Annotated in this window: 21 protein-coding genes, 2 rRNA genes and 1 pseudogene; 12 read left to right on the top strand and 12 right to left on the bottom strand. The window is 68.3% G+C overall.

Annotation, left to right across the window (positions count from 1 at the left end):
- Nucleotides 1–218 precede the first annotated feature (218 nt).
- Nucleotides 219–3340, top strand: a 23S ribosomal RNA gene (locus N8I86_RS18715).
- An 86-nt stretch (nucleotides 3341–3426) separates the two neighbouring features.
- Nucleotides 3427–3543: ribosomal RNA gene (gene rrf / locus N8I86_RS18710) — 5S ribosomal RNA — on the top strand.
- A gap of 69 nt (nucleotides 3544–3612) precedes the next feature.
- On the opposite strand, the gene N8I86_RS18705 is transcribed toward rrf, so the two are convergent.
- Nucleotides 3613–4161: a cysteine hydrolase family protein gene (locus tag N8I86_RS18705; protein WP_073901287.1), complete on the bottom strand. Its 549-nt coding sequence runs from the start codon at nucleotides 4159–4161 to the stop codon at nucleotides 3613–3615.
- An 83-nt stretch (nucleotides 4162–4244) separates the two neighbouring features.
- On the opposite strand from N8I86_RS18705, the gene N8I86_RS18700 reads away from it, so the two are divergent.
- Complete coding sequence (locus N8I86_RS18700; protein WP_073901285.1) at nucleotides 4245–4808, top strand: GNAT family N-acetyltransferase; 564 nt, start codon at nucleotides 4245–4247, stop codon at nucleotides 4806–4808.
- Here N8I86_RS18700 and N8I86_RS18695 read toward each other — a convergent pair.
- The 7 genes from N8I86_RS18695 to N8I86_RS18665 all read right to left on the bottom strand — a co-directional run bounded on the left by N8I86_RS18695 (nucleotide 4805) and on the right by N8I86_RS18665 (nucleotide 12936).
- The gene (locus tag N8I86_RS18695; protein WP_263278269.1) at nucleotides 4805–6427 is read right to left on the bottom strand and encodes a type VI secretion protein; all 1623 of its coding nucleotides are present in this window, start codon (nucleotides 6425–6427) and stop codon (nucleotides 4805–4807) included. The genes N8I86_RS18700 and N8I86_RS18695 overlap by 4 nt on opposite strands.
- A 12-nt stretch (nucleotides 6428–6439) precedes the next feature.
- On the bottom strand, nucleotides 6440–7852 hold the full coding sequence (locus tag N8I86_RS18690; RefSeq protein WP_073901282.1) for an ATP-binding protein: 1413 nt from the start codon (nucleotides 7850–7852) through the stop codon (nucleotides 6440–6442).
- Nucleotides 7853–7866: 14 nt separating this feature from the next.
- Entirely contained in the window at nucleotides 7867–9423 is a 1557-nt protein-coding gene (locus N8I86_RS18685) for an SCO6880 family protein (protein ID WP_123437449.1), read from the bottom strand.
- Complete coding sequence (locus tag N8I86_RS18680; protein WP_263278268.1) at nucleotides 9420–10739, bottom strand: hypothetical protein; 1320 nt, start codon at nucleotides 10737–10739, stop codon at nucleotides 9420–9422. The genes N8I86_RS18685 and N8I86_RS18680 overlap by 4 nt, the downstream gene beginning before the upstream one ends.
- Complete coding sequence (locus N8I86_RS18675) at nucleotides 10729–11559, bottom strand: hypothetical protein (RefSeq protein WP_263278267.1); 831 nt, start codon at nucleotides 11557–11559, stop codon at nucleotides 10729–10731. The genes N8I86_RS18680 and N8I86_RS18675 overlap by 11 nt, the downstream gene beginning before the upstream one ends.
- Before the next feature lie 164 nt (nucleotides 11560–11723).
- Nucleotides 11724–12032 (bottom strand): hypothetical protein, encoded by a 309-nt coding sequence (locus tag N8I86_RS18670; protein ID WP_014673544.1) that lies wholly within the window; start codon nucleotides 12030–12032, stop codon nucleotides 11724–11726.
- Between the two features lie 289 nt (nucleotides 12033–12321).
- A complete protein-coding gene (locus N8I86_RS18665; RefSeq protein ID WP_385326983.1) occupies nucleotides 12322–12936 on the bottom strand; it encodes a TetR/AcrR family transcriptional regulator in 615 nt (204 codons plus the stop codon).
- A 98-nt stretch (nucleotides 12937–13034) separates the two neighbouring features.
- Between N8I86_RS18665 and N8I86_RS18660 the strand changes: the two genes are divergently transcribed.
- The 4 genes and pseudogenes from N8I86_RS18660 to N8I86_RS18645 all read left to right on the top strand — a co-directional run bounded on the left by N8I86_RS18660 (nucleotide 13035) and on the right by N8I86_RS18645 (nucleotide 17008).
- Entirely contained in the window at nucleotides 13035–13961 is a 927-nt protein-coding gene (locus N8I86_RS18660; RefSeq protein WP_073901278.1) for an oxidoreductase, read from the top strand.
- Between the two features lie 218 nt (nucleotides 13962–14179).
- Nucleotides 14180–14949: pseudogene (locus N8I86_RS18655) on the top strand (trypsin-like serine peptidase).
- A 122-nt stretch (nucleotides 14950–15071) separates the two neighbouring features.
- Complete coding sequence (locus N8I86_RS18650; protein ID WP_073901276.1) at nucleotides 15072–16073, top strand: C40 family peptidase; 1002 nt, start codon at nucleotides 15072–15074, stop codon at nucleotides 16071–16073.
- A gap of 230 nt (nucleotides 16074–16303) precedes the next feature.
- Nucleotides 16304–17008 carry a phosphatase PAP2 family protein gene (locus tag N8I86_RS18645; protein ID WP_263278266.1) on the top strand — a complete coding sequence of 235 codons (705 nt, stop codon included), beginning with the start codon at nucleotides 16304–16306 and terminating at the stop codon, nucleotides 17006–17008.
- A gap of 70 nt (nucleotides 17009–17078) precedes the next feature.
- Here N8I86_RS18645 and N8I86_RS18640 read toward each other — a convergent pair whose 3' ends face one another.
- A complete protein-coding gene (locus N8I86_RS18640) occupies nucleotides 17079–18653 on the bottom strand; it encodes an FAD-binding oxidoreductase (protein ID WP_263278265.1) in 1575 nt (524 codons plus the stop codon).
- Between the two features lie 323 nt (nucleotides 18654–18976).
- Here N8I86_RS18640 and pstS point away from each other — a divergent pair, with 323 nt between their 5' ends.
- The 4 genes from pstS (at nucleotide 18977) to pstB (ending at nucleotide 23124) form a co-directional block, all read left to right on the top strand.
- Nucleotides 18977–20110 (top strand): phosphate ABC transporter substrate-binding protein PstS, encoded by a 1134-nt coding sequence (pstS, locus tag N8I86_RS18635; protein ID WP_263278264.1) that lies wholly within the window; start codon nucleotides 18977–18979, stop codon nucleotides 20108–20110.
- Nucleotides 20111–20234: 124 nt separating this feature from the next.
- The gene (gene pstC / locus N8I86_RS18630) at nucleotides 20235–21242 is read left to right on the top strand and encodes a phosphate ABC transporter permease subunit PstC (RefSeq protein ID WP_123437457.1); all 1008 of its coding nucleotides are present in this window, start codon (nucleotides 20235–20237) and stop codon (nucleotides 21240–21242) included.
- Complete coding sequence (gene pstA, locus N8I86_RS18625; RefSeq protein ID WP_073901272.1) at nucleotides 21239–22300, top strand: phosphate ABC transporter permease PstA; 1062 nt, start codon at nucleotides 21239–21241, stop codon at nucleotides 22298–22300. The genes pstC and pstA overlap by 4 nt, the downstream gene beginning before the upstream one ends.
- Nucleotides 22301–22347: 47 nt before the next feature.
- Nucleotides 22348–23124, top strand: a complete 777-nt coding sequence (pstB, locus tag N8I86_RS18620) for a phosphate ABC transporter ATP-binding protein PstB (RefSeq protein ID WP_073901271.1) — start codon at nucleotides 22348–22350, stop codon at nucleotides 23122–23124.
- A 273-nt stretch (nucleotides 23125–23397) separates the two neighbouring features.
- On the opposite strand, the gene N8I86_RS18615 is transcribed toward pstB, so the two are convergent.
- Together N8I86_RS18615 and N8I86_RS18610 are read right to left on the bottom strand one after the other, a co-directional pair.
- Complete coding sequence (locus tag N8I86_RS18615) at nucleotides 23398–24396, bottom strand: inorganic phosphate transporter (protein ID WP_073901270.1); 999 nt, start codon at nucleotides 24394–24396, stop codon at nucleotides 23398–23400.
- 7 nt (nucleotides 24397–24403) lie between these two features.
- Nucleotides 24404–25024, bottom strand: coding sequence for a DUF47 domain-containing protein (locus tag N8I86_RS18610; RefSeq protein WP_015493282.1), 621 nt, complete (start codon nucleotides 25022–25024; stop codon nucleotides 24404–24406).
- Nucleotides 25025–25242: 218 nt separating this feature from the next.
- On the opposite strand from N8I86_RS18610, the gene N8I86_RS18605 reads away from it, so the two are divergent.
- The gene (locus N8I86_RS18605) at nucleotides 25243–25548 is read left to right on the top strand and encodes a metal-sensitive transcriptional regulator (protein WP_073901267.1); all 306 of its coding nucleotides are present in this window, start codon (nucleotides 25243–25245) and stop codon (nucleotides 25546–25548) included.
- A gap of 49 nt (nucleotides 25549–25597) precedes the next feature.
- On the opposite strand, the gene N8I86_RS18600 is transcribed toward N8I86_RS18605, so the two are convergent.
- Entirely contained in the window at nucleotides 25598–25765 is a 168-nt protein-coding gene (locus N8I86_RS18600) for a hypothetical protein (RefSeq protein ID WP_185091321.1), read from the bottom strand.
- Nucleotides 25766–25779 lie beyond the last annotated feature (14 nt).

The following is a 25779-nucleotide window of genomic DNA, read 5'->3' as shown; positions in this document are numbered from 1 at the left end:
GATTATTCGGCCGGATGTCACGGGTCGGAGGCTGCAAGTACTGCTCGCAAGAGCGTGGAAAGCATGATCTTCGGACGGGATCCGGTCGGGCACGCTGTTGGGTGTCTGAGGGAATGATCTTCCTTCAGTCGCCGGCCCCAGTAAACTCACTGGTTTCCAGTGGGGTGATGGGTGGCTGGTCGTTGTTTGAGAACTGCACAGTGAACGCGAGCATCTGTGGCCAAGTTTTTAAGGGCGCACGGTGGATGCCTTGGCACCAGGAACCGATGAAGGACGTGGGAGGCCACGATAGTCCCCGGGGAGTCGTCAACCAGGCTTTGATCCGGGGTTTCCGAATGGGGAAACCCGGCAGTCGTCATGGGCTGTCACCCGCTGCTGAACACATAGGCAGTGTGGAGGGAACGAGGGGAAGTGAAACATCTCAGTACCCTCAGGAAGAGAAAACAACCGTGATTCCGGGAGTAGTGGCGAGCGAAACCGGATGAGGCCAAACCGTATGCGTGTGAGACCCGGCAGGGGTTGCGCATGCGGGGTTGTGGGATCTCTCTTCTGCGGTCTGCCGGCCGTAGGACGAGTCAGAAACCGTTGATGTAGGCGAAGGACATGCGAAAGGTCCGGCGTAGAGGGTAAGACCCCCGTAGTCGAAACGTCAGCGGCTCGTTTGAGAGACACCCAAGTAGCACGGGGCCCGAGAAATCCCGTGTGAATCTGGCGGGACCACCCGCTAAGCCTAAATATTCCCTGGTGACCGATAGCGGATAGTACCGTGAGGGAATGGTGAAAAGTACCGCGGGAGCGGAGTGAAATAGTACCTGAAACCGTGTGCCTACAAGCCGTGGGAGCGTCGGATACGTGCTTGCACGTGTCTCGTGACTGCGTGCCTTTTGAAGAATGAGCCTGCGAGTTTGCGGTGTGTTGCGAGGTTAACCCGGGTGGGGAAGCCGTAGCGAAAGCGAGTCCGAATAGGGCGTTTCAGTAGCACGCTCAAGACCCGAAGCGGAGTGATCTAGCCATGGGCAGGTTGAAGCGGAGGTAAGACTTCGTGGAGGACCGAACCCACCAGGGTTGAAAACCTGGGGGATGACCTGTGGTTAGGGGTGAAAGGCCAATCAAACTCCGTGATAGCTGGTTCTCCCCGAAATGCATTTAGGTGCAGCGTCGTGTGTTTCTTGCCGGAGGTAGAGCACTGGATAGGCGATGGGCCCTACCGGGTTACTGACCTTAGCCAAACTCCGAATGCCGGTAAGTGAGAGCGCGGCAGTGAGACTGTGGGGGATAAGCTCCATGGTCGAGAGGGAAACAGCCCAGAGCATCGACTAAGGCCCCTAAGCGTACGCTAAGTGGGAAAGGATGTGGAGTCGCACAGACAACCAGGAGGTTGGCTTAGAAGCAGCCACCCTTGAAAGAGTGCGTAATAGCTCACTGGTCTAGTGATTCCGCGCCGACAATGTAGCGGGGCTCAAGCGTACCGCCGAAGTCGTGTCATTGCAGCATATAGCCCCAACGGGTGCTGTGATGGGTAGGGGAGCGTCGTCTGCCGGGTGAAGCAGCACCGGAAGGTAGTTGTGGACGGTTGACGAGTGAGAATGCAGGCATGAGTAGCGATACAAACGTGAGAAACGTTTGCGCCGATTGACTAAGGGTTCCTGGGTCAAGCTGATCTGCCCAGGGTAAGTCGGGACCTAAGGCGAGGCCGACAGGCGTAGTCGATGGATAACCGGTTGATATTCCGGTACCCGCTGTGAAGCGTCAAACATCGAGCATCGTGATGCTAAGGCCGTGAAGCCGCCCTGATCTCTTCGGAGTTGAGGGGAGTGGTGGAGCCGCCGAACCAAGCGGTTAGTAGGTGAGTGATGGGGTGACGCAGGAAGGTAGTCCATCCCGGGCGGTGGTTGTCCCGGGGTAAGGGTGTAGGACGCAAGGTAGGCAAATCCGCCTTGCACATAGTCTGAGACCTGATGCCGAGCCGATTGTGGTGAAGTGGATGATCCTATGCTGTCGAGAAAAGCCTCTAGCGAGTTTCATGGCGGCCCGTACCCTAAACCGACTCAGGTGGTCAGGTAGAGAATACCGAGGCGTTCGGGTGAACTATGGTTAAGGAACTCGGCAAAATGCCCCCGTAACTTCGGGAGAAGGGGGGCCACACTCGGTGATCCGATTTACTCGGTGAGCTGGGGGTGGCCGCAGAGACCAGCGAGAAGCGACTGTTTACTAAAAACACAGGTCCGTGCGAAGCCGTAAGGCGATGTATACGGACTGACGCCTGCCCGGTGCTGGAACGTTAAGGGGACCGGTTAGCTCCATTTCGGTGGGGCGAAGCTGAGAACTTAAGCGCCAGTAAACGGCGGTGGTAACTATAACCATCCTAAGGTAGCGAAATTCCTTGTCGGGTAAGTTCCGACCTGCACGAATGGCGTAACGACTTCTCGACTGTCTCAACCATAGGCCCGGTGAAATTGCACTACGAGTAAAGATGCTCGTTTCGCGCAGCAGGACGGAAAGACCCCGGGACCTTTACTACAGTTTGATATTGGTGTTCGGTTCGGCTTGTGTAGGATAGCTGGGAGACTTTGAAGCAGCCACGCCAGTGGTTGTGGAGTCGTCGTTGAAATACCAGTCTGGTCGTGCTGGATGTCTAACCTGGGTCCGTGATCCGGATCAGGGACAGTGTCTGATGGGTAGTTTAACTGGGGCGGTTGCCTCCCAAAGGGTAACGGAGGCGCCCAAAGGTTCCCTCAGCCTGGTTGGTAATCAGGTGTTGAGTGTAAGTGCACAAGGGAGCTTGACTGTGAGACCGACGGGTCGAGCAGGGACGAAAGTCGGGACTAGTGATCCGGCGGTGGCTTGTGGAAGCGCCGTCGCTCAACGGATAAAAGGTACCCCGGGGATAACAGGCTGATCTTCCCCAAGAGTCCATATCGACGGGATGGTTTGGCACCTCGATGTCGGCTCGTCGCATCCTGGGGCTGGAGTCGGTCCCAAGGGTTGGGCTGTTCGCCCATTAAAGCGGTACGCGAGCTGGGTTTAGAACGTCGTGAGACAGTTCGGTCCCTATCCGCTGTGCGCGTAGGAATATTGAGAAGGGCTGTCCCTAGTACGAGAGGACCGGGACGGACGAACCTCTGGTGTGCCAGTTGTTCTGCCAAGGGCATGGCTGGTTGGCTACGTTCGGGAGGGATAACCGCTGAAAGCATCTAAGCGGGAAGCCTGCTTCGAGATGAGTATTCCCACCTCCTTGAGAGGGTAAGGCTCCCAGTAGACGACTGGGTTGATAGGCCAGATATGGAAGCCGGGTAACCGGTGGAGTTGACTGGTACTAATAGGCCGAGGGCTTGTCCATTGATGCTCGCGTTCACTGTGTTGGTTCTGAAACCACGACCAGGTCGCCGCCGTGTGGTGGCGTTTCGGTTGAGAGTTTCATAGTGTTTCGGTGGTCATAGCGTGAGGGAAACGCCCGGTTACATTCCGAACCCGGAAGCTAAGCCTCACAGCGCCGATGGTACTGCAGGGGGGACCCTGTGGGAGAGTAGGACGCCGCCGAACAATTCTTGGGAAAACCCCCGCATCCACGGATGCGGGGGTTTTCTGCGTTGTTCGCGTTGTTCGCTTGGTTCAGAAACTTACTTCCGACGTTTCCACCGTTCCACCCTGCCGGCCGGGGGCACTCTGCCACTGCCAGTAGAGGTTGGTGTGGGCGATCACCTGCTCCGGTGCCGGAGCGCCGAACTTCGTCAGGTCCTCCGTGGTGTGGGCGTCGGAGACCAGCGTCGCGTCGTACCCGCGCACGATCGCGCCGTGCAGCGTCGAGCGGATGCAGGCGTCCGTCTGGGCGCCCGAGACGAGAAGCCGGCCCACCTGGTGCTCGGCCAGCACGGCCTCCAGGTCGGTGTCCTCGAAGGAGTCCCCGTACTTCTTGTGGACGAGCGGCTCCGCGTCGCGGCGGGTCAGCTCGGGCACGAACCGCCAGCTCTCGCTGCCATGTTCGAGCTCGTCGCTCGAGTGCTGCACCCAGACGACCGGTACACCCGCCGTGCGGGCCTTGTCGATCAGGGTGTTGATGTTCGCGATGACGCCGTCGCGGTCGTGGGCGTCCGCCACCACGCCGTTCTGGACGTCGATGACGAGGACGGCGGTGTTCGGCCGATCGGGAAGTGTGGTCATGCGCCCACCCTAGGAGCGTGCACTGACAGTGGGCACCGGTATATGGGGTGAGAGAAGCCCCGGGGCGTGGCTACCGTGGCTGCATGAACACCCCCACCAGCGACTACACCGTCCGCGCGATACGACCTGACGACTGGGCGGCCGTGCGGCAGCTGCGCCTCGACGCGCTGCGGGACCCGGTCGCCCACCTCGCCTTCCTGGAGACCTACGACGAGGCCGCCGCCAAGACGGACGCCTTCTGGCAGGACCGGGCGATCGGCTCCGGAGAGGGTTCGTCCACCGCCCGGCAGATCATCGCCGAGGCCCCGGACGGCACCTGGGCCGGCACCGTCACCGTGCTCGTCGAGGAGGCCGGCACGGAGGACTGGGCCGGACACCCGGTCGAGCGGCGGCAGGGACACGTGGTCGGTGTCTTCGTGCGCCCCGAGCACCGCGGGAACGGGCTCATCAAGGCGCTGTTCGACGCCGGTGTGGAATGGGCGTGGCAGCGCGGCGCAGAGCGGGTACGCCTGTTCGTCCACGCCGACAACGCGCGGGCACAGGGCGCCTACCGCAAGGTGGGCTTCGTACCGAGCGGGCTGGTCGTGGCGTTCACCAAGGACGAAGGGGAGACCGAGAGGGAGTTCGTCCTGGAGCGACGGCCCTAGGCCACCCCCGGACGGCCCCCGGACCGCTCCTGGGCCATGAGCTCCTGCTGCGGCCAGCGGGAGCGGGCCTGTTCCCGGGAGCGGAGCAGGGCCAGCGTCGGCAGCCCCTGGCCCGGGCCGGCGGCGAGCAGCGCCGGCAGCTCGGGGAAGGGCGCGACGGCGGCGATGTCGTCCAGGACCACCGTGAGTGGTGGGTCGAGCCGACCGGAGGATGACCGTTCGGCCATGCGCCGGCCGCGCTCGACCACGCTGGAGACGAGGGCCGTCAGGAGCGGCATCGCGCCGGGGTTGCTCCGTGGGTCCTCGATGGATTCACCGACCACATAAAGCGTGCCCCCTTCGTGGACGAAGGAATCCAAGGCGAGCGCATCAGTTCGGTTGGGAGTGCATGCCTCGCGGACGTTGACCGTGAAGAGGGCGGACAGGGCCCGGCTGGTCAACTCCTGGGCGATGTCCCGGCGTTCCGGATGCGCGGTCAGGGCCGCCTCCAGTTCCCCGGCGGCGCCCGGCGCGGCCTTGGGATGGGTGCGCAGGGTGCGTACGGCGTCCTGCACCTGGGTGCCCTGGGACCAGCGGTGGACATGACGGACGGTGCGGTTCTCCAGGGCGGCGGCGTGGAGGTAGCTGCGCAGGAGGGTTATCGCCGTGTCGGCCACCGCCTGGTCGATCCTCGCCGTGGGCCGCACGGGACCGAGGAGGGCGGTGGCCCTGTTCACCGCCGTCTGGCGGTCCTCGCAGCCGGCGGTGGGCGACCAGTGGAGGCGGGCCGGGGTGTCGCAGAGGTGCGTGGGGTCGTAGAGGAGCGTGGGGCCGAGTTTGGCCCTGGCGTCCTTGGTGTCCTGCCACAGCGCCGGGTTCGAGGTGACGACGAGGGCCGGCCCCTCCGCGTCCCGTACGGCTCGGGCCGCGGCCGGCCGACGGGTCTCCCGGGAGCCGTAGCGCACCGGGCCCTCGTCGCGGGCCGCTTCCGGTCCTTCCGACCCGCCCGCACGCCCCGCGTCCAGGGCGACGGCGTCCAGGGCGACGGCGTCGAGGCCGGCCGGCGCGGGCGCCCGTCGCGGTGCCTCTGCCGATGCCGCGTTCACCGCGCCCACAGCCTCCACCGCCTCCACCGCGGGAGTTGGCACCGCCTCCGTCGGCCGCGCCTCCGGGACCGGCTCCGGGCGGGGCTCGGGGACCTCATGGGGCCGCTCGGGGACCTCTGCGGGCCGCTGGGCCCCCGCGGGCGTCGGAGCGGCCGTGTGCGTCCTGTCCGTGGCCCGCCGCGTCTTCCCCGCGCGCCAGCGTGTCACCACGCCCAGCGCGAAGACGGTGAGGACGAGCAGGATCATCAGCTGGCCGATGAACAGGCCCCAGAACAGGCCCCAGCCGGACAGCTGGGCGGCCGGGGTGTCCGGCCAGGCACCGGGGACGTCGTGCGGACGGCCGATGAGATGCCGCATGGCGAGCGGGGTGCGGGTGAACGTGACGCCGTCGGGCCAGGCGCCCTGGGCGAAGAGGGCCGCCAGTCCGGTGGCCGTCCAGACGAGCACGGTCATGCCGAGGAGGAACGCGAGTATGCCGACCAGCAGGCCGTCGGGGATGCCGCCCTGGCCGTCGCGGCGGTCGTCCGGTCTCACCCTGTTCTCTCCCTACGCCACCGTCGATTCCGAGTCGCCGAGGTGCTGCTCCACGAAGGCCGCCGCCCGCTGCTCGGCCTCCAGCTCGGCCGCGTGCAGGGCGTCGTCGTCCGTGAGGTCGCTGGCGGACTCGGTCATCGCGCGGTCGGTGAAGACCAGTGGCCGTTCCGTCTCCGTGACCAGGTGCTTGACCACCTGGACGTTTCCGTTGACGTCCCACACGGCGATGCCGGGCGTCAGCGTCGGAATGATTTCCACCGCCCATCTGGGCAAACCCAGCACCCGGCCGGTGGCCCGTGCCTCGTCCGCCTTCTGGGCGTAGATCGTCCTGGTCGACGCCATCTTCAGGATCGCCGCGGCCTCCTTCGCCGCGGCCCCGTCGACCACGTCGGACAGGTGGTGGACGACCGCCACGAAGGACAGGCCGAGCCGGCGGCCGAACTTCAGCAGGCGCTGGAACAGCTGGGCCACGAAGGGGCTGTTGATGATGTGCCAGGCCTCCTCGACCAGGAAGATGCGCTTCTTCCGGTCGGGGCGGATCCAGGTGTGTTCCAGCCACACGCCGACGATCGCCATGAGGATGGGCATGGCGATGGAGTTGCGGTCGATGTGGGAGAGGTCGAAGACGATCAGCGGCGCGTCCAGGTCGATGCCGACCGTGGTCGGGCCGTCGAACATGCCCCGCAGGTCACCGTCGACCAACCGGTCCAGCACCAGGGCGACGTCGAGCCCCCAGGCCCGTACGTCGTCTATGGCGACGTTCATCGCCTCCGCCGACTCCGGCTCGGGGTGCCGCAGCTGCTCGACGATGTCGGTCAGGACGGGCTGGCGGTCGAGGATGGTCTCGTTGACGTAGCTGTGGGCGACCTTGAGGGCGAAGCCGGAGCGTTCGTCCAGGCCGTGGCCCATCGCCACCTCGATGATCGTCCGGAGCAGCGCGAGCTGGCCGGTGGTGGTGATCGAGGGGTCCAGGGGGTTGAGCCGGATCCCGTGGTTCAGGGCGGCCGTCGGGTCGAGCCGGATGGGGGTTATCCCCAGCTCCTGCGCGATGAGGTTCCACTCGCCGACCCCGTCCTCGCCCTGCGCGTCCAGGACGACGACCTGGCGGTCCCTGAAGCGCAGCTGGCGCAGCACGTACGTCTTCTCCAGCGCCGACTTGCCGTTGCCGGACTCGCCGAGGACGAGCCAGTGCGGGGCCGGCAGCTGCTGGCCGTAGAGCTGGAAGGGGTCGTAGATGTAGCCCTTTCCGGAGTAGACCTCGCGGCCGATGATGACGCCGGAGTCGCCGAGGCCGGGCGCGGCGGTGGGCAGATAGACCGCCTGGGCCTGGCCCGTGGAGGTGCGCACCGGCAGCCTGGTCGTCTCCACCTTCCCGAAGAGGAAGGAGGTGAAGGCCTCGGTGAGGACGGACAGCGGATCCCGCATCGGCGAATCAGCCCCTACCTTCGGATGCCGGTGGCGAAGGGAAGTGTGTTCACGAACGCGCGGTGGTGCTCACGGTCGCACCACTCCAGCTTGAGGTACGACTTGCCCGCGGAGGCTCTTATCGTGCGCTTGTCGCGGGCCAGGGAGTCGGGGGTGCGGGAGGAGACGGTGATGTAGCCGACGAGGTTGACGCCCGCGGCGCCGCTGGCGAGGTCCTCGCCCCGCTGGTCGAGGCGGTTGTGCGCGGCGATGTCCCGGGGGTCCACGGTCCGGTTCATCTTGGCGGCGCGGGAGGCCTCGGCCTCGTCGTTGGTCTTCTCGGTCAGCATGCGTTCGATGGCTACCTCGGTGGGCTCGAGATCCATCGTCACGGCGACCGTTCGGATGACGTCCGGGGTGTGGACGAGGAGCGGGGCGAGGAAGTTGACGCCGACGGGGGTCATCGGCCACTCCTTCACCCAGGCGGTGGCGTGGCACCAGGGGGCGCGGGTGCTGGACTCCCGGGTCTTGGCCTGGAGGTAGGTGGGCTCCATGGCGTCGAGCTCGGCCGGCCAGGCGTTGCGCCGGGTCATCGCCTGGATGTGGTCGATGGGGTGGTCCGGGTCGTACATGGAGTGGATCAGCGAGGCGAGCCGGCCCTGGCCGAGCGGCTGCCGGACGCGGATGTCGGCCTCCTGGAGCCGTGAGCAGATGTCGGTCAGCTCGCGGGCCATGACCACGGCGAGCCCGGCGTCCCGGTCGACCTTGGCGCCGTGCGCGCGGACGGCGCGGGCCATCGCGTTGGCCTCGGCGGCCAGATCGCGGTTGAAGTGCATGCAGGCGACGAGGTAGGCGCGGTGCTGCTCGCTGCTGGTGGACACCATGGACTGGAGCTGTTCGTACGACCCCTGCAGCCAGTCGGGGGAGCGGCCGTCGCCGCGCAGGGCCACGTCCTTGGCGTGCGCGTCCGGGTCGGCGGGCAGCGTGCGGGCGAGCATCTGGAGCCGGGTGACGAAGCCGTCCCCGTTGGCCACGTGCTTGAGCAGCGTGCCGAAGCGGTCGACCAGGGCCTCCTGGTCCTCGGAGTCGCGCAGGCCCACGCCGGGGCCCTCGATCTCGATGGCGGCCGTGACGGTCTTCCGGTCGGCGTGCAGCAGTACGGCGATCTCGTCCGGTCCGAAGGGGGCGGCGAGCCAGGTGATGCGGCCGATGCCGGGCGGTGGGCCGATCTCCACCTCCCGTCCGTCGATCCGGGTGCCGGCGTCCATGGCGCCGGAGCGGTAGGTGGCGCCGCGCTTGACGGTGCGCTTGTAGCTGCGGTTGATCTCGAACCACCGGTAGAAGGTACGGCGCTTGTACGGCACGTAGACCGCGGCGAGCGCGAGCAGCGGGAAGCCGGTCAGCAGCACGATCCGCAGGGACAGGACCGGGACGAGGAGTCCGCACATCATGCCGAGGAACGCGCCGGCGATGATCAGCGCGATCTCGCCGGACTCGCGGTTCCGGCCGACGATCGCGTTCGGCCGGGCGCGGCCGATCAGATACGTACGGCGGGGCGTGACCGGATGGGACAGGTGGGACTCGGTCGTCAACGCCCTTCACCTCCCGAGCGGTTGTTGCGGGTGTTGCTTGCGTGCGGGGTGTTCACCGGGCTGGGCGCGCGGGGCGCGGGCGCGGCGGAGGGGACGGCTCCGCCGTTGCCCCCGGCGGGGGTACGGCTGCTGTGGGCGGCGACACCGCCGCTGGCGGGGTTGGCCGGGCGTGGGGTGCCGGATCCGCCTGCTCCCGCGTTGCTGTCGGCGCGGGTGCTGTGGGTCTTGATGCCCTGGGCGACCAGGGTGGCGGGGGAGCTGATGACGGCCGCGGCCTTGCCCTCGGCGCCCTGCATGATGCGGTTGTTGCGGGAGCCGGCGAGTTCGTCGCCGAAGCCGGGGACGAAGCGGTAGATCATCGCGCTGGCGAAGATGGCGAGCAGGATGATGGCGAGGCCGGAGACGACGGCGGAGAAGGCGTCGGGGCCGTTGTCGCCGGAGAGGGCGCCGGCCAGTCCGAGCACGATCACGATGACCGGTTTGACGAGGATGACGGCGATCATGACGCCGGCCCAGCGGCGGACGTGTCCCCACAGGTTCTTGTCGACCAGGCCCGCGTAGACGACGGTGCCGAGGAGGGCGCCGACGTAGAGGAGGGCGGCGCGGATGACCAGCTCCAGCCAGAGGATGCCGGCGGCGAGGATGCTGACGAGGGAGACGACGATCAGCATGATCGGTCCGCCGCCGATGTCGTTGCCCTTGCCGAGGGCGCCGGAGAAGGTGCCGAAGAACGTGTCGGTCTGGTCGCCGGTGGCTTTCGCGAGGACGTCCGTGACGCCGTCGGTGGCCGAGACGACGGTGTAGAGGATCAGGGGGGTGAAGGCGGAGGCGAGCACGGTGAGCCACAGGAAGCCGACGGCTTCGGAGATGGCGGTGGTGAGGGGGACGCCGCGGACGGCTCGCTTGGCGACGGCCAGCAGCCACAGCAGGAGCGTGAGGATCGTGGACGCGGCGAACACGACGGCGTACTGCTGAAGGAACTTGGTATTGGTGAAGTCGACGTTGGCGGTCTCCTTCACGGCGTCACTGAGCTTCCCGATGGTCCAGGAAGCGGCGTCGGCACACCCCTTGGCGAGCGAGGAGAGGGGGTCGAGGGTGTCGGTGAGGGGGTTGCCGGGGGTGACGCCTTTGCTTGCGCCGCCGCCGCGGTCCTTTTCGCAGTACTGCTTGGCCGGGCCGACGATGAGATCGCATTTGTCGGATGAAGGGCGGGGCGAGGGAGCGGCGACGGCCCGTGCGGCCAGCAGGAAGAGGGCTCCCTGGACAGCACTGGTGGCGGCGGCGACCTTGAGCGCACGGCGCGGGCTACCGGGCATAAGTGAAGCCTCCGTACTCCTCGACGGCCTTGGCCATTTCGTCGGCGTTCGATGCTTTGTCGTCACCAGGAACGGGCGCGGGGCCGTCCTTCTGGGAGAAGCTGTCGACCTTCCAGTCACCGTCCGACCAGCGCAGCTGAAGCGTCATGGTGAACCAGTCGCTGGTGACCGGGTTCGTCGAATTGGCCCCGGCGGTACCGAACACCCCCGTGCACCAGACCTCGACAGTCGCAGCCGCGTCCGCGTAGCTGGTGGTCCTGGTGCCGAGCGGCGCGGTACGTGAGACGTAGGTATGCCCGGCGGCCGCATTGCCGTTCGCGTCCAGGCCGAGGTTGCTCAGGAACTGTTTGCTGTACGCCTTGTTGAACTTGTCCGTCAGAGAGGCCTGCCGGTCTGCTGCGAACACCTGGGTGACGATCTCGCCCCGTCTAACGGACTTGAGAATGTCGGCCGAGACCAGCACGACGGAGTAATTCGCCGCCGCGCTCTCCGCCCCCTGCTGGGTGTGGGGGAAGCCCGAGGGGATCGTGCCGGTCTGGGTTTGTACCGGCTTTGTTCCGGTCGCGGCCGTCGGGGCCGCTTTGGCTTGGGGTTGTTTGTTCGTCGGGGTGTCGGACGACGCGTCGTCGCCGCGGTTCGCGAAGGCGATCGCCGCGATGAGGAGGACGACCACGCCGACCACCGTGACCAGGCTCCGGGAGGAGGAGCGGCGGCCGCCGCGGCGTGGAGCGCCGCCGTAGGGGTCGCCCTCGGGCAGCCGGGTACGGGTGTGACCCGTGTCGCCGTAGTCGGTGTAGCCCTGCTCGTCTCCGAGACTCATGCCGCCTGCGCCCCCTCACCCTCGTAGACGTACGACGGTAGCCGTGCTGGTTCCCGCGCGGGCGCGGTGTGGTGACTCGACATCAGGGAAACGCAACCTCAGCCGGTGGGCACGACGGGTGGGTGGGGTGGAGGGGACGGCCGGTTGCCGCGGATGAGCGGGCGTCAGACCGCCATGCCGTACACGATGGTGAACAGTGTGCCGAGGGAACCGATGATGAAGACACCGGTGAGACCGGCGATGATGAGGCCCTTGCCCTGTTCCGCGCTGAACGTGTCGCGCAGGGCCGTCGCTCCGATCCGCTGCTTGGCGGCACCCCATACCGCGATGCCGAGGCAGAGGAGGATGGCCACGGCCATGACCACCTCGATCATCACCTTGGCCTCGTTGCCCAGGCTGCCGAAGGGGCCCCAGTCCGGAGCGATCCCGCCGATGATGGTGTTGATGTCTCCCTTGTCGGCCGCAAAGAGCATGTAAGTCACCGCCCCTGGTGGGTAGTTCCGCGAGCGCCCCTGCGGTGTGCAGAGGACAGGCCTCATTGTCGCCGACAACTCCGCCAAGGTATGTCGACTTGACGTCATTGACTGGCGGGTTTCGTACGAATGGCGCGTACGGTCACTCTGTGTATCACGGCAGGTCACCGCGGGCAACGAGGTCCGACCGGAACCTGTCGTGTGGTTCTGTCGTTGACCCCCTCTACGGCCTTGTCCGTTTTCTGACGGCTGGTCGGGTGAGGCGTCGAGACGATGTTCTCACGGCCCGTCAGCGGGGCTTGAGGCCGTGCAGGAGCAGGTGGACGTGGGCGTCCAGGCCGGCCAGGGTCTCGTCCGCGTCCAGCGCGCAGCCGGCGATGAGCGCGGCCAGCCCGTGCAGGCTCGCCGCGGCGACGGTGGTGATGCGCTCGGGGTCGCCCTGGACGATCTCGCCCCGCTCCTGGGCGTCCGCGATCATCCGCGTGAAGGAGCCGAGGGACTGGTCCACGGCGGCGGCGAGCTGGGCGGAGCTGTCCGGGTCGTGCTTGCGCGCGAACATCAGCTCCAGGAGCTCGGGGTTCTCGACGGCGAACCCCAGGTAGGCCCGGGCGAGCGCGGTCATCCGCTCCTCGAAGGACTGGTCCGGGCGGTCGGCGGCGCTGCTCAGGGCCTCGTTCAGGCGCTCGTACCCGTCGAGGGCGAGGGCGTCGACCAGGGCCTGCTTGTCCTTGAAGTGCCGGCCCGGGGCCGCGTGGCTCACGCCGATGTCGCGTGCCATCTCGCGCAGCGAGAGCGCGCCCGCGCCCTTCTCGCGCAGCGTGCGCTCGGCGCTTTCGAGCAGGGCGGCGCGCAGGTCTCCGTGGTGGTAGGGGCGGTTCGCGGGTGACGGGGACATGCGGGACATGCGCGCCATCGTATCCCGATGTAGTCGGCGCCAATATAGTTGGCACTGCCATCATTGTTGTCATTGACAGCATTGTTGCCGCTGCCTACATTGGCGTCATGACCGACACGAGCGCGGCGCGCGGCAGGCGCGCCAAATGGAACGCGACCGACCTCCCCGACCTGAGCGGCCGTACGGCCGTGATCACCGGCGCCAACAGCGGTATCGGCCTCACCGCCGCCCAGGCGCTGGCCCGGGCCGGTGCCCATGTGGTGCTGGCCGTACGGGACCTCGGGCGGGGCGGGGCCGCGGCGGCCAAGGTGGACGGCAGCACCGAGGTGCGCCGGCTGGACCTGGCCGACCTGGACTCGGTGCGCGAGTTCGCCGCCGGCTGGGACCGCCCGCTGGACGTGCTGATCAACAACGCGGGTGTGATGCTGCTGCCGGAGCAGCGGACGAAGCAGGGCTTCGAGATGCAGTTCGGCACCAACCACCTCGGCCACTTCGCGCTGACCAACCTGCTGCTGCCCCACGTGACCGACCGCGTGGTGACCGTGGCGTCCGCCGCGCACCGCATGGGCGACGGGCGGATCTCCTTCGAGGACGTCAACCTGACGCGCGGCTACGGCCCGCAGCGCGCCTACTCCCAGTCCAAGCTGGCGAACCTCCTGTTCACCCTGGAGCTGCAGCGGCGCCTCACCGAGGCCGGGTCCGGGGTGCGCGCCCTGGCGGCCCACCCCGGCTGGTCCGCGACCAACCTGCAGAACCACGCCGCCAACCCGGTCGTCCGGGCGCTGATGCGGACCGGCAACAAGTTCCTCGCCCAGGACGACAGGGCCGGCGCCCTGCCCACCCTCTACGCGGCGAGCCAGGACCTGCCCGGAGCGGCCTACGTCGGCCCCGACGGCCTGGGCGAGATGCGCGGCGCCCCCACCCTGGTCGGCCGTAGCGCCGCGGCGAGCGACCCGGAGGCGGCCCGCAGGCTGTGGACCCTGTCGGAGGAACTGACGGGCGTGAGGTGGGGGCTGCCCACGACCGTCCGATGACCGGCCCCGCCCCGGCCGCACGCGAGTGCCGGGGCTGCGGGCCGGCCTGCCGGCCCCGCTCCCGCACCGGTACGACCGCCGGTCCGGCGATGCCGCTCCGCCCGCGGCCGGCCTCCCGCGCATGAGCATCGGCGGTGGCGGGCAGACGGGGGTTTCACAGGAAAATCTCAGTGAAGCCGGAGCGGGAATCTCACCTTCGTGGGACAGAGTGGGGCCTGATGAAGCGCATCTCACGCAGCTCGGTCACCTCGCGTCCCGCGCTGCTCGGTGCCGTGGTGCTGCTCGCCCTGACCTCGGCCTCCGTGGCCGCCGCCGACGACGGACCGGGGCCCCTCGGGGTCACCGCGGACGCCGCCGTGACCCGGCAGAGCGTCCGGGTGGGCGCGCTCTTCGCCGCGGACCGGGCGGACCGGCTCGCCGGGGGCCACTTCTGTACCGCGTCGGTGGTGCACGGCTCACGCGGCGACCTGATCGTCACCGCCGCCCACTGCGTGGACGGACCCGACACCGACCTGGTGTTCGTGCCGGGCTACGGGACGGGCGGGCGCCGTACGGGGTGTGGCGGGTGACGCGCCGCTTCCTGCCCGACGGCTGGACCGGGGGCCGGGACGAGGACAGCGACCTCGCCTTCGCCACCGTCGCCGGACCGGACGGCCGGCACGTGGAGGACGTGGTCGGCGCCTACCGCTTCGCGACCGGGACGGCCACCGGCGCCACCGCCGTGACCGTCACCGGCTACCCGGACTCCCGGGAGGTGCCGGTGCGGTGCACCAACAAGCCCGCCCCGCACAGCCGTACGCAGCAGCGCATCGACTGCCCCGACCTCACCGGAGGCACCAGCGGCAGCCCCTGGGTCAACGGCGACAGCCAGGTCGTCGGGGTCCTCGGCGGCCACGAGAAGGGCGGCGCCACGGCGGACGTCTCCTACAGCGTGGTCCTCGGCGGCGAGGCGGCGGAGCTGTACCGGGACGCGTCGAACGCCTCCTGAGCCGGGCGGCCGCCCGCCGCAGCCGACTGAGGGGGCGTCACTCCCAGCCGCTCACCTGTGAAATGGCGCCACTTCGCGTCCAAATGGCGGTGAACCGCGCGCGCATGGGGGAAAGTTGAACCGTGCGGAAGGTATGGGTGATCGGTGGGGCGGCCGTCGGGCTCGGCATGGGGTTCGTCATGCTGCTCGTCGTCGGGGTGTACATCGTCGCCGGGAACCTCGTCAACGGGGTGACCTCCGGGGGGCGGGGGCTGGCCAAGGGAGCCGTACCGGCCGCCTACAAGCAGCTCGTGCAGCAGTGGGGCAACCTGTGCCCGGCGCTCAGCCCGGCGCTGCTCGCCGCCCAGCTGTACCAGGAGAGTGGCTGGAACCCGACGGTCGTCAGCCCGGCAGACGCGCGCGGCATCGCCCAGTTCATCCCGAGCACCTGGGCGACGCACGGCATCGACGGCAACGGCGACGGCAAGCGCGACATCTGGGACCCGGACGACGCGATCCCGTCGGCCGCCTCGTACGACTGCGAGCTCGCCAAGTACGTGAAGGACGTGCCCGGGAACACCTCCGACAACATGCTCGCCGCCTACAACGCGGGGGCCTACCGCGTCATAAGGGCGGGCGGGGTGCCGGCCATCAGCGAGACGCGGAACTACGTCCAGCGGATCCGCAGCCTGGAGAAGAGCTTCGCCGCCCCGGTCACCCGGCTCGACCCGACCCGGCAGGCCGCCGGCGCCATCGCCTTCGCCCAGGGCAAGCTCGGCACGCCCTATCTGTGGGGCGGCAACGGCACCGCCGACCAGGGCGGACGCTTCGACTGCTCGGGCCTGACCAAGGCCGCCTACGACAAGGTCGGCATCGCCCTGCCCCGGGTGGCCAACGACCAGTACAACGCGGGCGCGCACCCCTCACGGGACCAACTGCTCCCCGGCGACCTGGTGTTCTTCTCGGACGACCTCACCGACTCCCGGGCCATCCGGCACGTGGGCATCTACGTCGGCGGCGGGTACATGATCGACGCACCCAGGTCGGGGGCCGTGATCCGGTTCGACCCGATCGACACCCCCGACTACTTCGGCGCCACACGGGTCACCGAGGATGGCGCGAAAGCGCTCCCCACGGCGGTGTGAACCGAGCGTGAACCCACCCCCTGAGCTGCGGAGATGAGTCTCTCTTCGATAACGTCTGAGTGATCATTCAGTGGAGAGTGGAACGTATTGATGGTGGCTGTGCGTTCCTGTTGACGTAGCCGAGCGGACGTCAGTACGGCAGTGCAGCCGAAGCGGGTCTACGAACCACGGGGGGCAGGACCGACGCACGCCCGGTGCGTCCGGAATGACGACGAAGGGGCCGCAGCACCATGGCTGTACTCGCCGAATCCGGATCGAACCCCGACGTCGACCTGCTCTACGACATCAATGGCCTGGCCAAGGATGCCCCGCACTGGTTCGACCGGATCATGGAGTTCGTGGGCGAGTACGGCCTGCTGCTCGCGATGGTGCTGCTGATCCTGTGGTGCTGGTGGTCCGTGCGGCGCCGCGGCGGCGAGGAGGCGGCGCCCTCGGTGGCCGCGCTCGTGTGGGCCCCGCTCGCGGCAGGCCTCGCGGTCCTGGTGAACGTGCCGATCCGCGGCTTCGTCGAGCGCCCCCGCCCCTTCGTCGACCACCAGGGCCTGGACGTCCTCGTCTCCGGCAAGACCGACTTCTCCTTCGTCAGCGACCACGCCACGATCACCATGGCCCTCGGCGTCGGTCTCTTCGTCGCCAACCGCAGGTTCGGCCTCGCCGGCATCGGACTGGCCCTGCTGGAGGGCTTCTGCCGGGTCTACATGGGCGTGCACTACCCGACGGACGTCATCGGCGGCTTCGCCCTCGGCACGGCGGTCGTCCTGCTGCTGTCGCCGCTCGCCTCGGCACTGCTCACCCCGCTGATGCGGGCCGTGGAGCGCTCGCCGCGCGCCGGCTGGATCGTGCGCCGGCGCCCGGCGGAGCGGGCGCACCGGGACGCCCTGCTGCCCGGCACCCGCAAGCCCCTGGAATCGGAGGAGCGCGACCTCGCGGCGTAGCCGGACGCTCCCGCGCAGGACTCCGAACGACGCCAATGCCCCCCTGCCCCGCCCCGGCGGGGCAGAGGCGCTACAGCCCCTGCGCGTAGGAGAAGAAGCGCTGCGGATCGTAGCTCTTCTTCACCTTCGCCAGCCGGGCCGCCGCGTCGCCGTAGTACGCCTTGCGCCAGTCCTTGAGCGTCGGGTCCGTGTAGTTCTGGTACGCCGCACCGGACGCGTACGGCTTCATCGCACCGTGCGCCGCGGTCAGCCAGGACTGGGCGGTGGCGCCGGAGGCGCCCGCGCCCCAGGAGGCGATGTACTGGGCCAGCATCCGGGAGCGGCGGTGGACGAAGGCCGTCGCGGTGGGGGAGACCCGGTTGACCGCTCCGCCGAGGGCCGTGAACGCGATGCTCCCCGCCCCGCCCCGCACCGAGGCGATCTGCTTCAGCACCGTCTGGATGCCCGCGGCGGACAGCGAGCGGTCGAAGAAGTCGGAGCGGGCGGCGTAGGTCTCGCGGCCCAGCTTGCCTTGCGGGGAACGGCCCGGGGTGGAGCCGGGCAGATGGCACTGGGCGTCGGTGGAGAAGGAGGAGCAGCCGGCGTAGATCTCCATCGCCTCCTCGTAGCCGCGGCGGCGCAGCGAGACGGAGGAGGCGTTCGCCCCGGCCTTGTGGGCCAGGCGGTCCACGGCGTTCTGCAGCTCGCCGTAGGTGCCGAGGGAGAAGCAGGCCACGGAGACGGTCGGGGTCCTGCCCGGGGAGCAGGCCAGGTGCAGGGAGGACCAGATCTCGTCGGGCTGGGTCGGGCCCCACTCCTGCCAGGCCTTGAGCACCGCGGCCGCCTTCGACCACGGCCACGTCATGTACGCGGTGACCGCCTGCGGCGCCGCGTGGGTCTTGAAGTGCAGCTCGGTGACGACGCCGAAGTTGCCGTTGCCCGCGCCGCGCAGCGCCCAGAAGAGATCGGAGTGCTGGGTGGCGTCGGCGGTGACCTGGGTGCCGTCGGCCGTGATCAGTGTGGCCTGGGTGAGGCTGTCGCAGGTCAGGCCGTAGGCGCGAGAGGCGACACCGTGGCCGCCGCCGAGCACCAGGCCGGAGACACCGACGGTGGGGCAGGAGCCCGCGGGTATGGTCACGCCCTTGGCGGCCAGCGCGCGGTAGACGTCGATCAGCTTCGAGCCGGCGCCCACGACCGCCTGCCCGCCGCTGACCCGGATCCGGTTCAGCTTGGAGACGTCGAGGATCAGACGGTTGTCGCCGGAGGAGTAGCCCGCGTAGGAGTGCCCGCCGTTGCGTATGGACACCCGGATGTCGTGCGCGCGGGCGTAGCTCAGGGTCGTACGGATGTCGGCGGCGTGCGCGACGTAGGCGACCGCGGCGGGCTTCAGGCCGTCGAAGCGGGTGTTGTACAGCTGGTGCGCCGTCTTCCAGGTGGCGTCGCCGGGCCGCAGCAGCTGGCCGTCGAGATCACGGGCGAGGGCCGCCCAGTTCGCGGCGGCGCCTGCGCTGGTGGTCTTCAGGGAGGTAAGAGACGATGAGCCGGGCGACGGCGTGCGGCTGTGCGCCGTCGCGGAGGCGGAGTCGCCCCCGCCCGCACCGCACGCGCTCAGTGCGGTCGTCGCCAGGGCGGCCGCGCCGCCCGAAATGAACGTACGCCGTTCCATGTCCGTCGCCTTTCCTCGGCTCTCCTGGAACGAGACGACGGCGCGTGCGGCAGGGTTCCCCCGAACGAGCTAAGAGCGTCGAATATGTGTGCGTGCAACCCCAAGGTTGGAACCTCCACGTGCCCTCCCCGTAAGCATTCCGTGACCTCACCGGGCCGACGGCAGGGGTTCACCCGCCGTTCACTTCCGGCCATCGGCGGCTTCACCTGTTCTGCCTAATTTCGGCCGTGCACGGTGCGGAGGGGCGGCAAGACATGCGCCCATCCCGCCTCACGACCTCGCACGCCGCCGACAGCGGCGGCTTCAGGAAGGAACACCCGAAAGTGAAGCTTCAGCGCAAGAACCGGCTGCGCGCCCTCTCCCTCGGTGCTGTCGCCGTCTCCGGCGCCCTGGCCCTCACGGCGTGCGGCTCGGACGACAACGGTGACGGTGGCAAGGCGACGGGCAGCTCGAGCGCGGCCGCGAACGCCGGCTCGATCAAGTGCGACGACGCCAAGGGTCAGCTGCTCGCCGACGGCTCCTCCGCGCAGAAGAACGCGATCGACGCCTGGGTCAAGGAGTTCTCCAAGGCCTGTGGCGTCCAGATCAACTACAAGGGTGGCGGCTCCGGCGCCGGTGTGACCGCGTTCACGCAGGGCCAGGTCGCCTTCGCCGGTTCCGACTCCGCGCTGAAGCCGGAAGAGGTCACCGCCTCCAAGAAGGTCTGCAACGGCGGCCAGGGCATCGACCTCCCGATGGTCGGCGGCCCGATCGCCCTCGGTTACAACGTCCCGGGTGTCGACAACCTGGTCCTGGACGCCCCGACCCTTGCGAAGATCTTCGACAGCAAGATCACCAAGTGGAACGACCCGGCGATCGCCAAGCTGAACAAGGGCGTCAAGCTGCCCGACCTCAAGATCCAGGCGTTCCACCGCTCGGACGAGTCCGGCACCACGGACAACTTCACCAAGTACCTGATCGCCACCACCCCGGGCAACTGGAAGTACTCCGGCGGCAAGGCCTGGCAGGCCAAGGGCGGCCAGTCCGCTCCGCAGTCCGCGGGTGTGGCCCAGCAGGTCAAGCAGACCTCCGGTGCCATCGGTTACTTCGAGCTGTCCTACGTCAAGGACGGCATCAAGGCCGTCTCCATCGACACCGGTGCCAGCAAGCCGGTCGCGCCGAGCACCGACAGCGCCACCGCCGACATCGCGGCCGCCAAGGTCGTCGGCACCGGCAAGGACCTGACGCTGCAGCTCGACTACAAGACCAAGGCCGAGGGCGCCTACCCGATCACCCTGGTCACGTACGAGATCGTCTGCGACAAGGGCAACAAGGCGGACACCCTGCCCGCCACCAAGGCCTTCCTCCGCTACATCGCGAGCGAGGACGGTCAGAAGGTCCTCTCGGGCATCGACTACGCGCCCGTCCCCAACGAGATCATCGCCAAGGTCCGCACCACCATCGAGGGCCTGAGCTGACCTGATCCGAGAGTGCGACCCGGTCCACACGGCCTCCCCGAGGACCGGGTCGCACCGTCCGGTGCACCGCCGCCAAGAGTCGTCACCCCTCGTGGGCGCACGGCTCAGCAGACCGGAGAACCCGATGGACATATCGACGAAGACGACAGACGCCTCTCCCCCCACCCCTCAGCCTTCCGTGGTCGAGCTGAAGCGCGCCGCCCGCGGCGCCACCCGGCCCGGTGACCGGATCTTCCTCGGCCTCACCCGCGGCTCGGGCATCCTGCTGCTGGTGATCATGGCCGCGATCGCGGTCTTCCTCACCTACCGTGCCTCCCTCGCGATCAGCAAGGACCACGGCAACTTCCTGACCACCTTCGAGTGGAACACCAACCTCATCCCGCCGACCTTCGGCATCGCGGTCCTGGCGTTCGGCACGATCGTCTCCTCGATCGTCGCCATGCTGCTCGCGGTCCCGGTCGCGGTCGCCATCGCGCTGTTCATCACGCACTACGCGCCACGCCGGCTCGCCGGTCCGGTCGCCTACGTGATCGACCTGCTCGCCGCCGTGCCGTCCATCGTGTACGGCCTGTGGGGCGCGCTGGTGCTCGTCCCGCACATGAACGGCCTCTTCGGCTGGCTCAACGACTTCTTCGGCTGGACCGGCCTGTTCTCCTGGGACGAGGGCGCCCCGCGCTCGATGCTCACGGTGGGCATCCTGCTCGCGATCATGATCCTGCCGATCATCACCAACGTGAGCCGCGAGGTCTTCCGCCAGGTCCCGCAGATGCACGAGGAGGCGGCCCTGGCCCTCGGCGCCACGCGCTGGGAGGTCGTCCGCATGTCCGTGCTGCCCTTCGGGCGCTCCGGCGTGATCTCGGCCTCGATGCTGGGCCTCGGCCGTGCGCTGGGCGAGACGATGGCCGTGGCCACCGTGCTCTCCCCCTCCTTCGACATCCAGGCCAGCCTGCTCAACCCGGGCGGCGGCACCTTCGCGCAGAACATCGCCAGCAAGTTCAGTGAGGCGACGGAGTTCGGCCGGGACGCGCTCATCGCGTCCGGTCTGGTCCTGTTCGTCATCACCCTGCTGGTCAACGGCGCGGCCCGGCTGATCATCGCCCGCCGTGCGGAGTACTCGGGGGCCAACGCATGAGCACCGCAGCCGTCAGCCACAAGCGTCACAGCACCCTGCGCGGCGCCAGCCTGCCCAAGTGGTCGCCCTGGGCGATCGCCGCCGGCTCCGTCGCCCTCGGCATCGGCATCTCGCTGGCCGCCGGACTGCACAGCAGCATCCAGTGGGGCCTGATCGCCGCCGTCCTGTTCGTCCTCGGCACGTACGGGATCGCCGCGCGCGTCGAGGGCCGCCGGCAGGCCAAGGACCGCATCGCGACCAGCCTCGTCTGGGTCGCCTTCGTGGTCGCCGTGGTGCCGCTGGTCTCCCTGATCTGGGTGACCGTCGCCCGCGGTGTGAAGGTCCTCGACGTCTACTTCCTGACCCACTCGATGGGTGTCGTCGCCGACACCGAGCCCGGTGGCGGCATCTACCACGCCATCATCGGCAGCCTGGAGCAGGTCGGCCTCGCCACCCTGATCGGCGCCCCGATCGGCGTGCTCACCGCGATCTACCTGGTGGAGTACGGGCGGGGCAGGCTCGCCAAGGCGGTCACCTTCTTCGTCGACGTCATGACGGGCATCCCGTCGATCGTCGCGGGTCTGTTCATCCTCAGCCTGATGCTCATCTTCAAGATGCAGCCGTTCGGCTTCGCCGGTTCGCTGGCCCTGGCCATCCTGATGATGCCGGTCGTCGTCCGCTCCACCGAGGAGATGCTGAAGCTCGTCCCGAACGAGCTGCGCGAGGCCTCCCTGGCCCTCGGTGTGCCGAAGTGGCGCACGATCCTGAAGGTGGTCCTGCCGACCTCGATCGGCGGCATCACCACCGGCATCATGCTGGCGGTCGCCCGTATCGCCGGTGAGACCGCGCCGGTGCTGCTGCTGGTCTTCGGCAACCCGTTCATCAACAACAACCCCTTCGAGGGTGCGCAGGCGTCGCTGCCGCTGTACATCTACCAGCAGTTCGCGAACAGTGCTGGTAGCGGTGCGGCGTACGACCGTGCGTGGGCGGCGTCGCTCGCGCTGATCGCCTTCGTGATGATCCTCAACCTGGTGGCCCGCGGAATCGCCCGCTGGAAGGCCCCGAAGACCGGTCGCTGACGCGGCCACACAGCGACCGAGCCTGAATTTCTGGAAGTGAAGTAGACATGGCCAAGCGAATCGACGTAAGCGGACTCACCGCCTACTACGGATCCCACAAGGCGATCGAAGACATCTCGATGACCGTCGAGCCGCGCTCGGTGACGGCGTTCATCGGCCCCTCCGGCTGCGGCAAGTCGACGTTCCTGCGCACGCTGAACCGCATGCACGAGGTCACCCCGGGCGGCCGCGTCGAGGGCAAGGTGCTCCTGGACGACGAGGACCTGTACGGCGCGGGCATAGACCCGGTGTCGGTGCGCCGTGAGGTCGGCATGGTCTTCCAGCGCCCGAACCCCTTCCCCACGATGTCGATCTTCGACAACGTGGCGGCGGGTCTGCGCCTGAACGGCAACTACAAGAAGAGCGAGCTCAGCGACGTCGTCGAGAAGTCGCTCAAGGGCGCGAACCTCTGGAACGAGGTCAAGGACCGCCTGAACAAGCCGGGCTCCGGGCTCTCCGGTGGCCAGCAGCAGCGTCTGTGCATCGCGCGGGCGATCGCGGTCGAGCCGAAGGTGCTGCTCATGGACGAGCCGTGCTCCGCGCTGGACCCGATCTCCACCCTCGCCATCGAGGACCTGATCGGTGAGCTGAAGGAGCGCTTCACGATCGTCATCGTGACGCACAACATGCAGCAGGCGGCGCGTGTCTCGGACCGTACGGCGTTCTTCAACCTGGCCGCCGTCGGGCAGCCGGGCCGGCTGATCGAGATCGACGACACCGAGCGGATCTTCTCCAACCCCTCCGTGCAGGCCACGGAGGACTACATCTCCGGCCGCTTCGGCTGACGGACACCGCGGTCCCGGCCGGTCCGAGGACACGCGGACGAACCCCTCGCGGTGCTGCATGGCGGTGCCACCGCGAGGACGCAAAAGGGCCCGCCCCCGGTCTACGGGGGCGGGCCCCTGCGTTTCCCCTCCGGCGGGATGACGATCGGCGTGCCGGGCGGTGCCTCGGCTCCGCGGCCGAAGCGGTACGGCCCGGAAGCCGAGCGCCCACCCCCTGTCCCGGTCGCGGCCGGGGACGGAGGTGGGCGGGGGCCTCGCGGAGAGGGGGAGGCGCTACAGGACCGTCAGGTTGATCAGGCCGAAGGCCGCCGCGGCCACCAGGGCCGCCGCCGGCATCGTGATGAACCAGCCGAGGACGATGTTCTTGGCCACGCCCCAGCGGACCGCGTTGACCCGCTTCGTCGCGCCGACGCCCATGATCGCCGAAGTGATGACGTGGGTCGTCGAGATCGGCGCCTTGAAGATGAACGCCGTGGTGAACATGATCGACGCACCGGTCGTCTCGGCGGCGAAACCCTGCGGCGGGTCGAGCTCGATGATCTTGCGGCCGAGGGTGCGCATGATGCGCCAGCCGCCCGCGTACGTGCCCAGCGACAGCATGATCGCGCAGACGATCTTCACCCACACCGGGATCGGGTCGCCGTACGTCTCGTGGCCGGAGATCACCAGCGCCATCACCACGACACCCATCGTCTTCTGGGCGTCCTGGAGACCGTGGCCGAGTGCCATGCCGGCGGCCGACACGGTCTGCGCGATGCGGAAGCCCCGCTTCGCCTTGTGCGGGTTGGACCGGCGGAACAGCCACATGATCGCCGTCATCACCAGGTAGCCGACGATCAGACCGACGACCGGCGACAGGAACATCGGGATGATGACCTTGTCGACGACGCCGTTCCACAGCACCTCCGTGCCGCCCGCGAGGGCCGCGCCCACCAGGCCGCCGAACAGGGCGTGGGAGGACGAGGAGGGCAGGCCGAAGTACCAGGTGACCAGGTTCCAGACGATCGCGCCGACCAGGGCCGCGAAGAGGATGCCCATCCCCGTGGAGCCCTTGGGGGTCTCGATCAGGCCCTCGCTGACGGTCTTGGCGACCCCGGAGCCCAGGAAGGCACCGGCGAGGTTCATGACGGCGGCCATGGCGAGAGCCGCCCGCGGGGTCAGCGCCCGCGTCGACACCGAGGTCGCGATCGCGTTCGCGGAGTCGTGGAAGCCGTTCGTGTACGTGAAGAAGAGCGCGACCGCGATGGTCACGATCAGGGCGAAGGTGTCCATCGACGCCTCAGGACTCCTTGACGGCGATGGTCTCCACCGTGTTCGCCACGTGCTCGAACGCGTCCGCCGCCTCTTCCAGGACGTCCACGATCTGCTTGAGTTTGAGCACCTCGATCGCGTCGTACTTGCCGTTGAAGAGGTGGGCGAGCAGCTTGCGGTGGATCTGGTCCGCCTGGTTCTCCAGCCGGTTGACCTCGATCCAGTACTCGGTGAGGTTGTCCATCGTGCGGAGGTTCGGCATGGCCTCCGCCGTCAGCTCGGCCGCTCGGGCCAGCACCTCGATCTGCTGCTCGACGCCCTTCGGCAGCTCCTCCACGTTGTAGAGGACGACCAGGTCGACGGCCTCCTCCATGAAGTCCATGATGTCGTCGAGCGACCCGGCGAGGGCGTAGATGTCCTCCCGGTCGAACGGCGTGATGAAGGAGGAGTTCAGCTGGTGGAAGATCGCGTGCGTGGCGTCGTCACCTGCGTGTTCCGCTGCCCGCATACGCTCCGCGATCTCGGCCCGGGCGGAGGAGTCCGCCCCGAGCAGTTCCATCAGGAGCTTCGAGCCGGTGACGATGTTGTCCGCGGATGCGGCGAACATGTCGTAGAAGCTCGTCTCCCTGGGGGTCAGACGAAAGCGCACGTGGGGTCCTCGGGGTGCTTCGGTTTCGGTCAGGCTGATGCTAGGCGCATCATCCGGCCACGGCTATCGGGCCGCATCCCAGTGTCGCCCATCGGGCAGAGTGATCAGCACGGGGGCGTACCAAGGGCTCTGTACCCCGCAAAATTGGTTACCATATACCCACCAGGGGTATGTATCCCGGATTGTGTCCACACCTCGTCCCGAGACGGAGGCCCGCGATGACGACGACCGAGGCCGGCGCCACGCACGGCTACCACAAGCAGAAGGACGAGCACCTCAAGCGGCTGCGCCGGATCGAGGGGCAGATCCGCGGGCTGCAGCGGATGGTCGAGGAGGACACGTACTGCATCGACATACTCACGCAGGTCTCCGCCTCCACCAAGGCCCTGCAGTCCTTCGCGCTGCAACTGCTGGAGGAGCACCTGCGGCACTGCGTGGCCGACGCGGCCCTCAAGGGCGGTGACGAGATCGACGCGAAGGTCGACGAGGCGACCAAGGCGATCGGCCGTCTCCTGCGCACCTGAGCCGGGCGCCCGGGGGCCGGCGTCCGGAGGGCGGATCCGTTCCGGCGGCTCAGCCCTGCCGCTCCTCGGCCACCCGCAGCACCTCGTCGATGCTCTCCAGGCTGAGCCGGTCCTCGGCCGCCGAGGCCGCGATGATCAGCTCTCCGCACAGCTCGATCTCGGCGAGGGCCACGTGGTCCTGTACCGCCGTACCGCCGACCGGGGCCACCCGCCTCACCTCTCCTCCGCCGT

It is taken from the genome of Streptomyces albidicamelliae (assembly GCF_025642175.1).
GTDB classification, from domain to species: domain Bacteria; phylum Actinomycetota; class Actinomycetes; order Streptomycetales; family Streptomycetaceae; genus Streptomyces; species Streptomyces albidocamelliae.
This window is presented reverse-complemented; position numbering and strand designations above follow the sequence as displayed.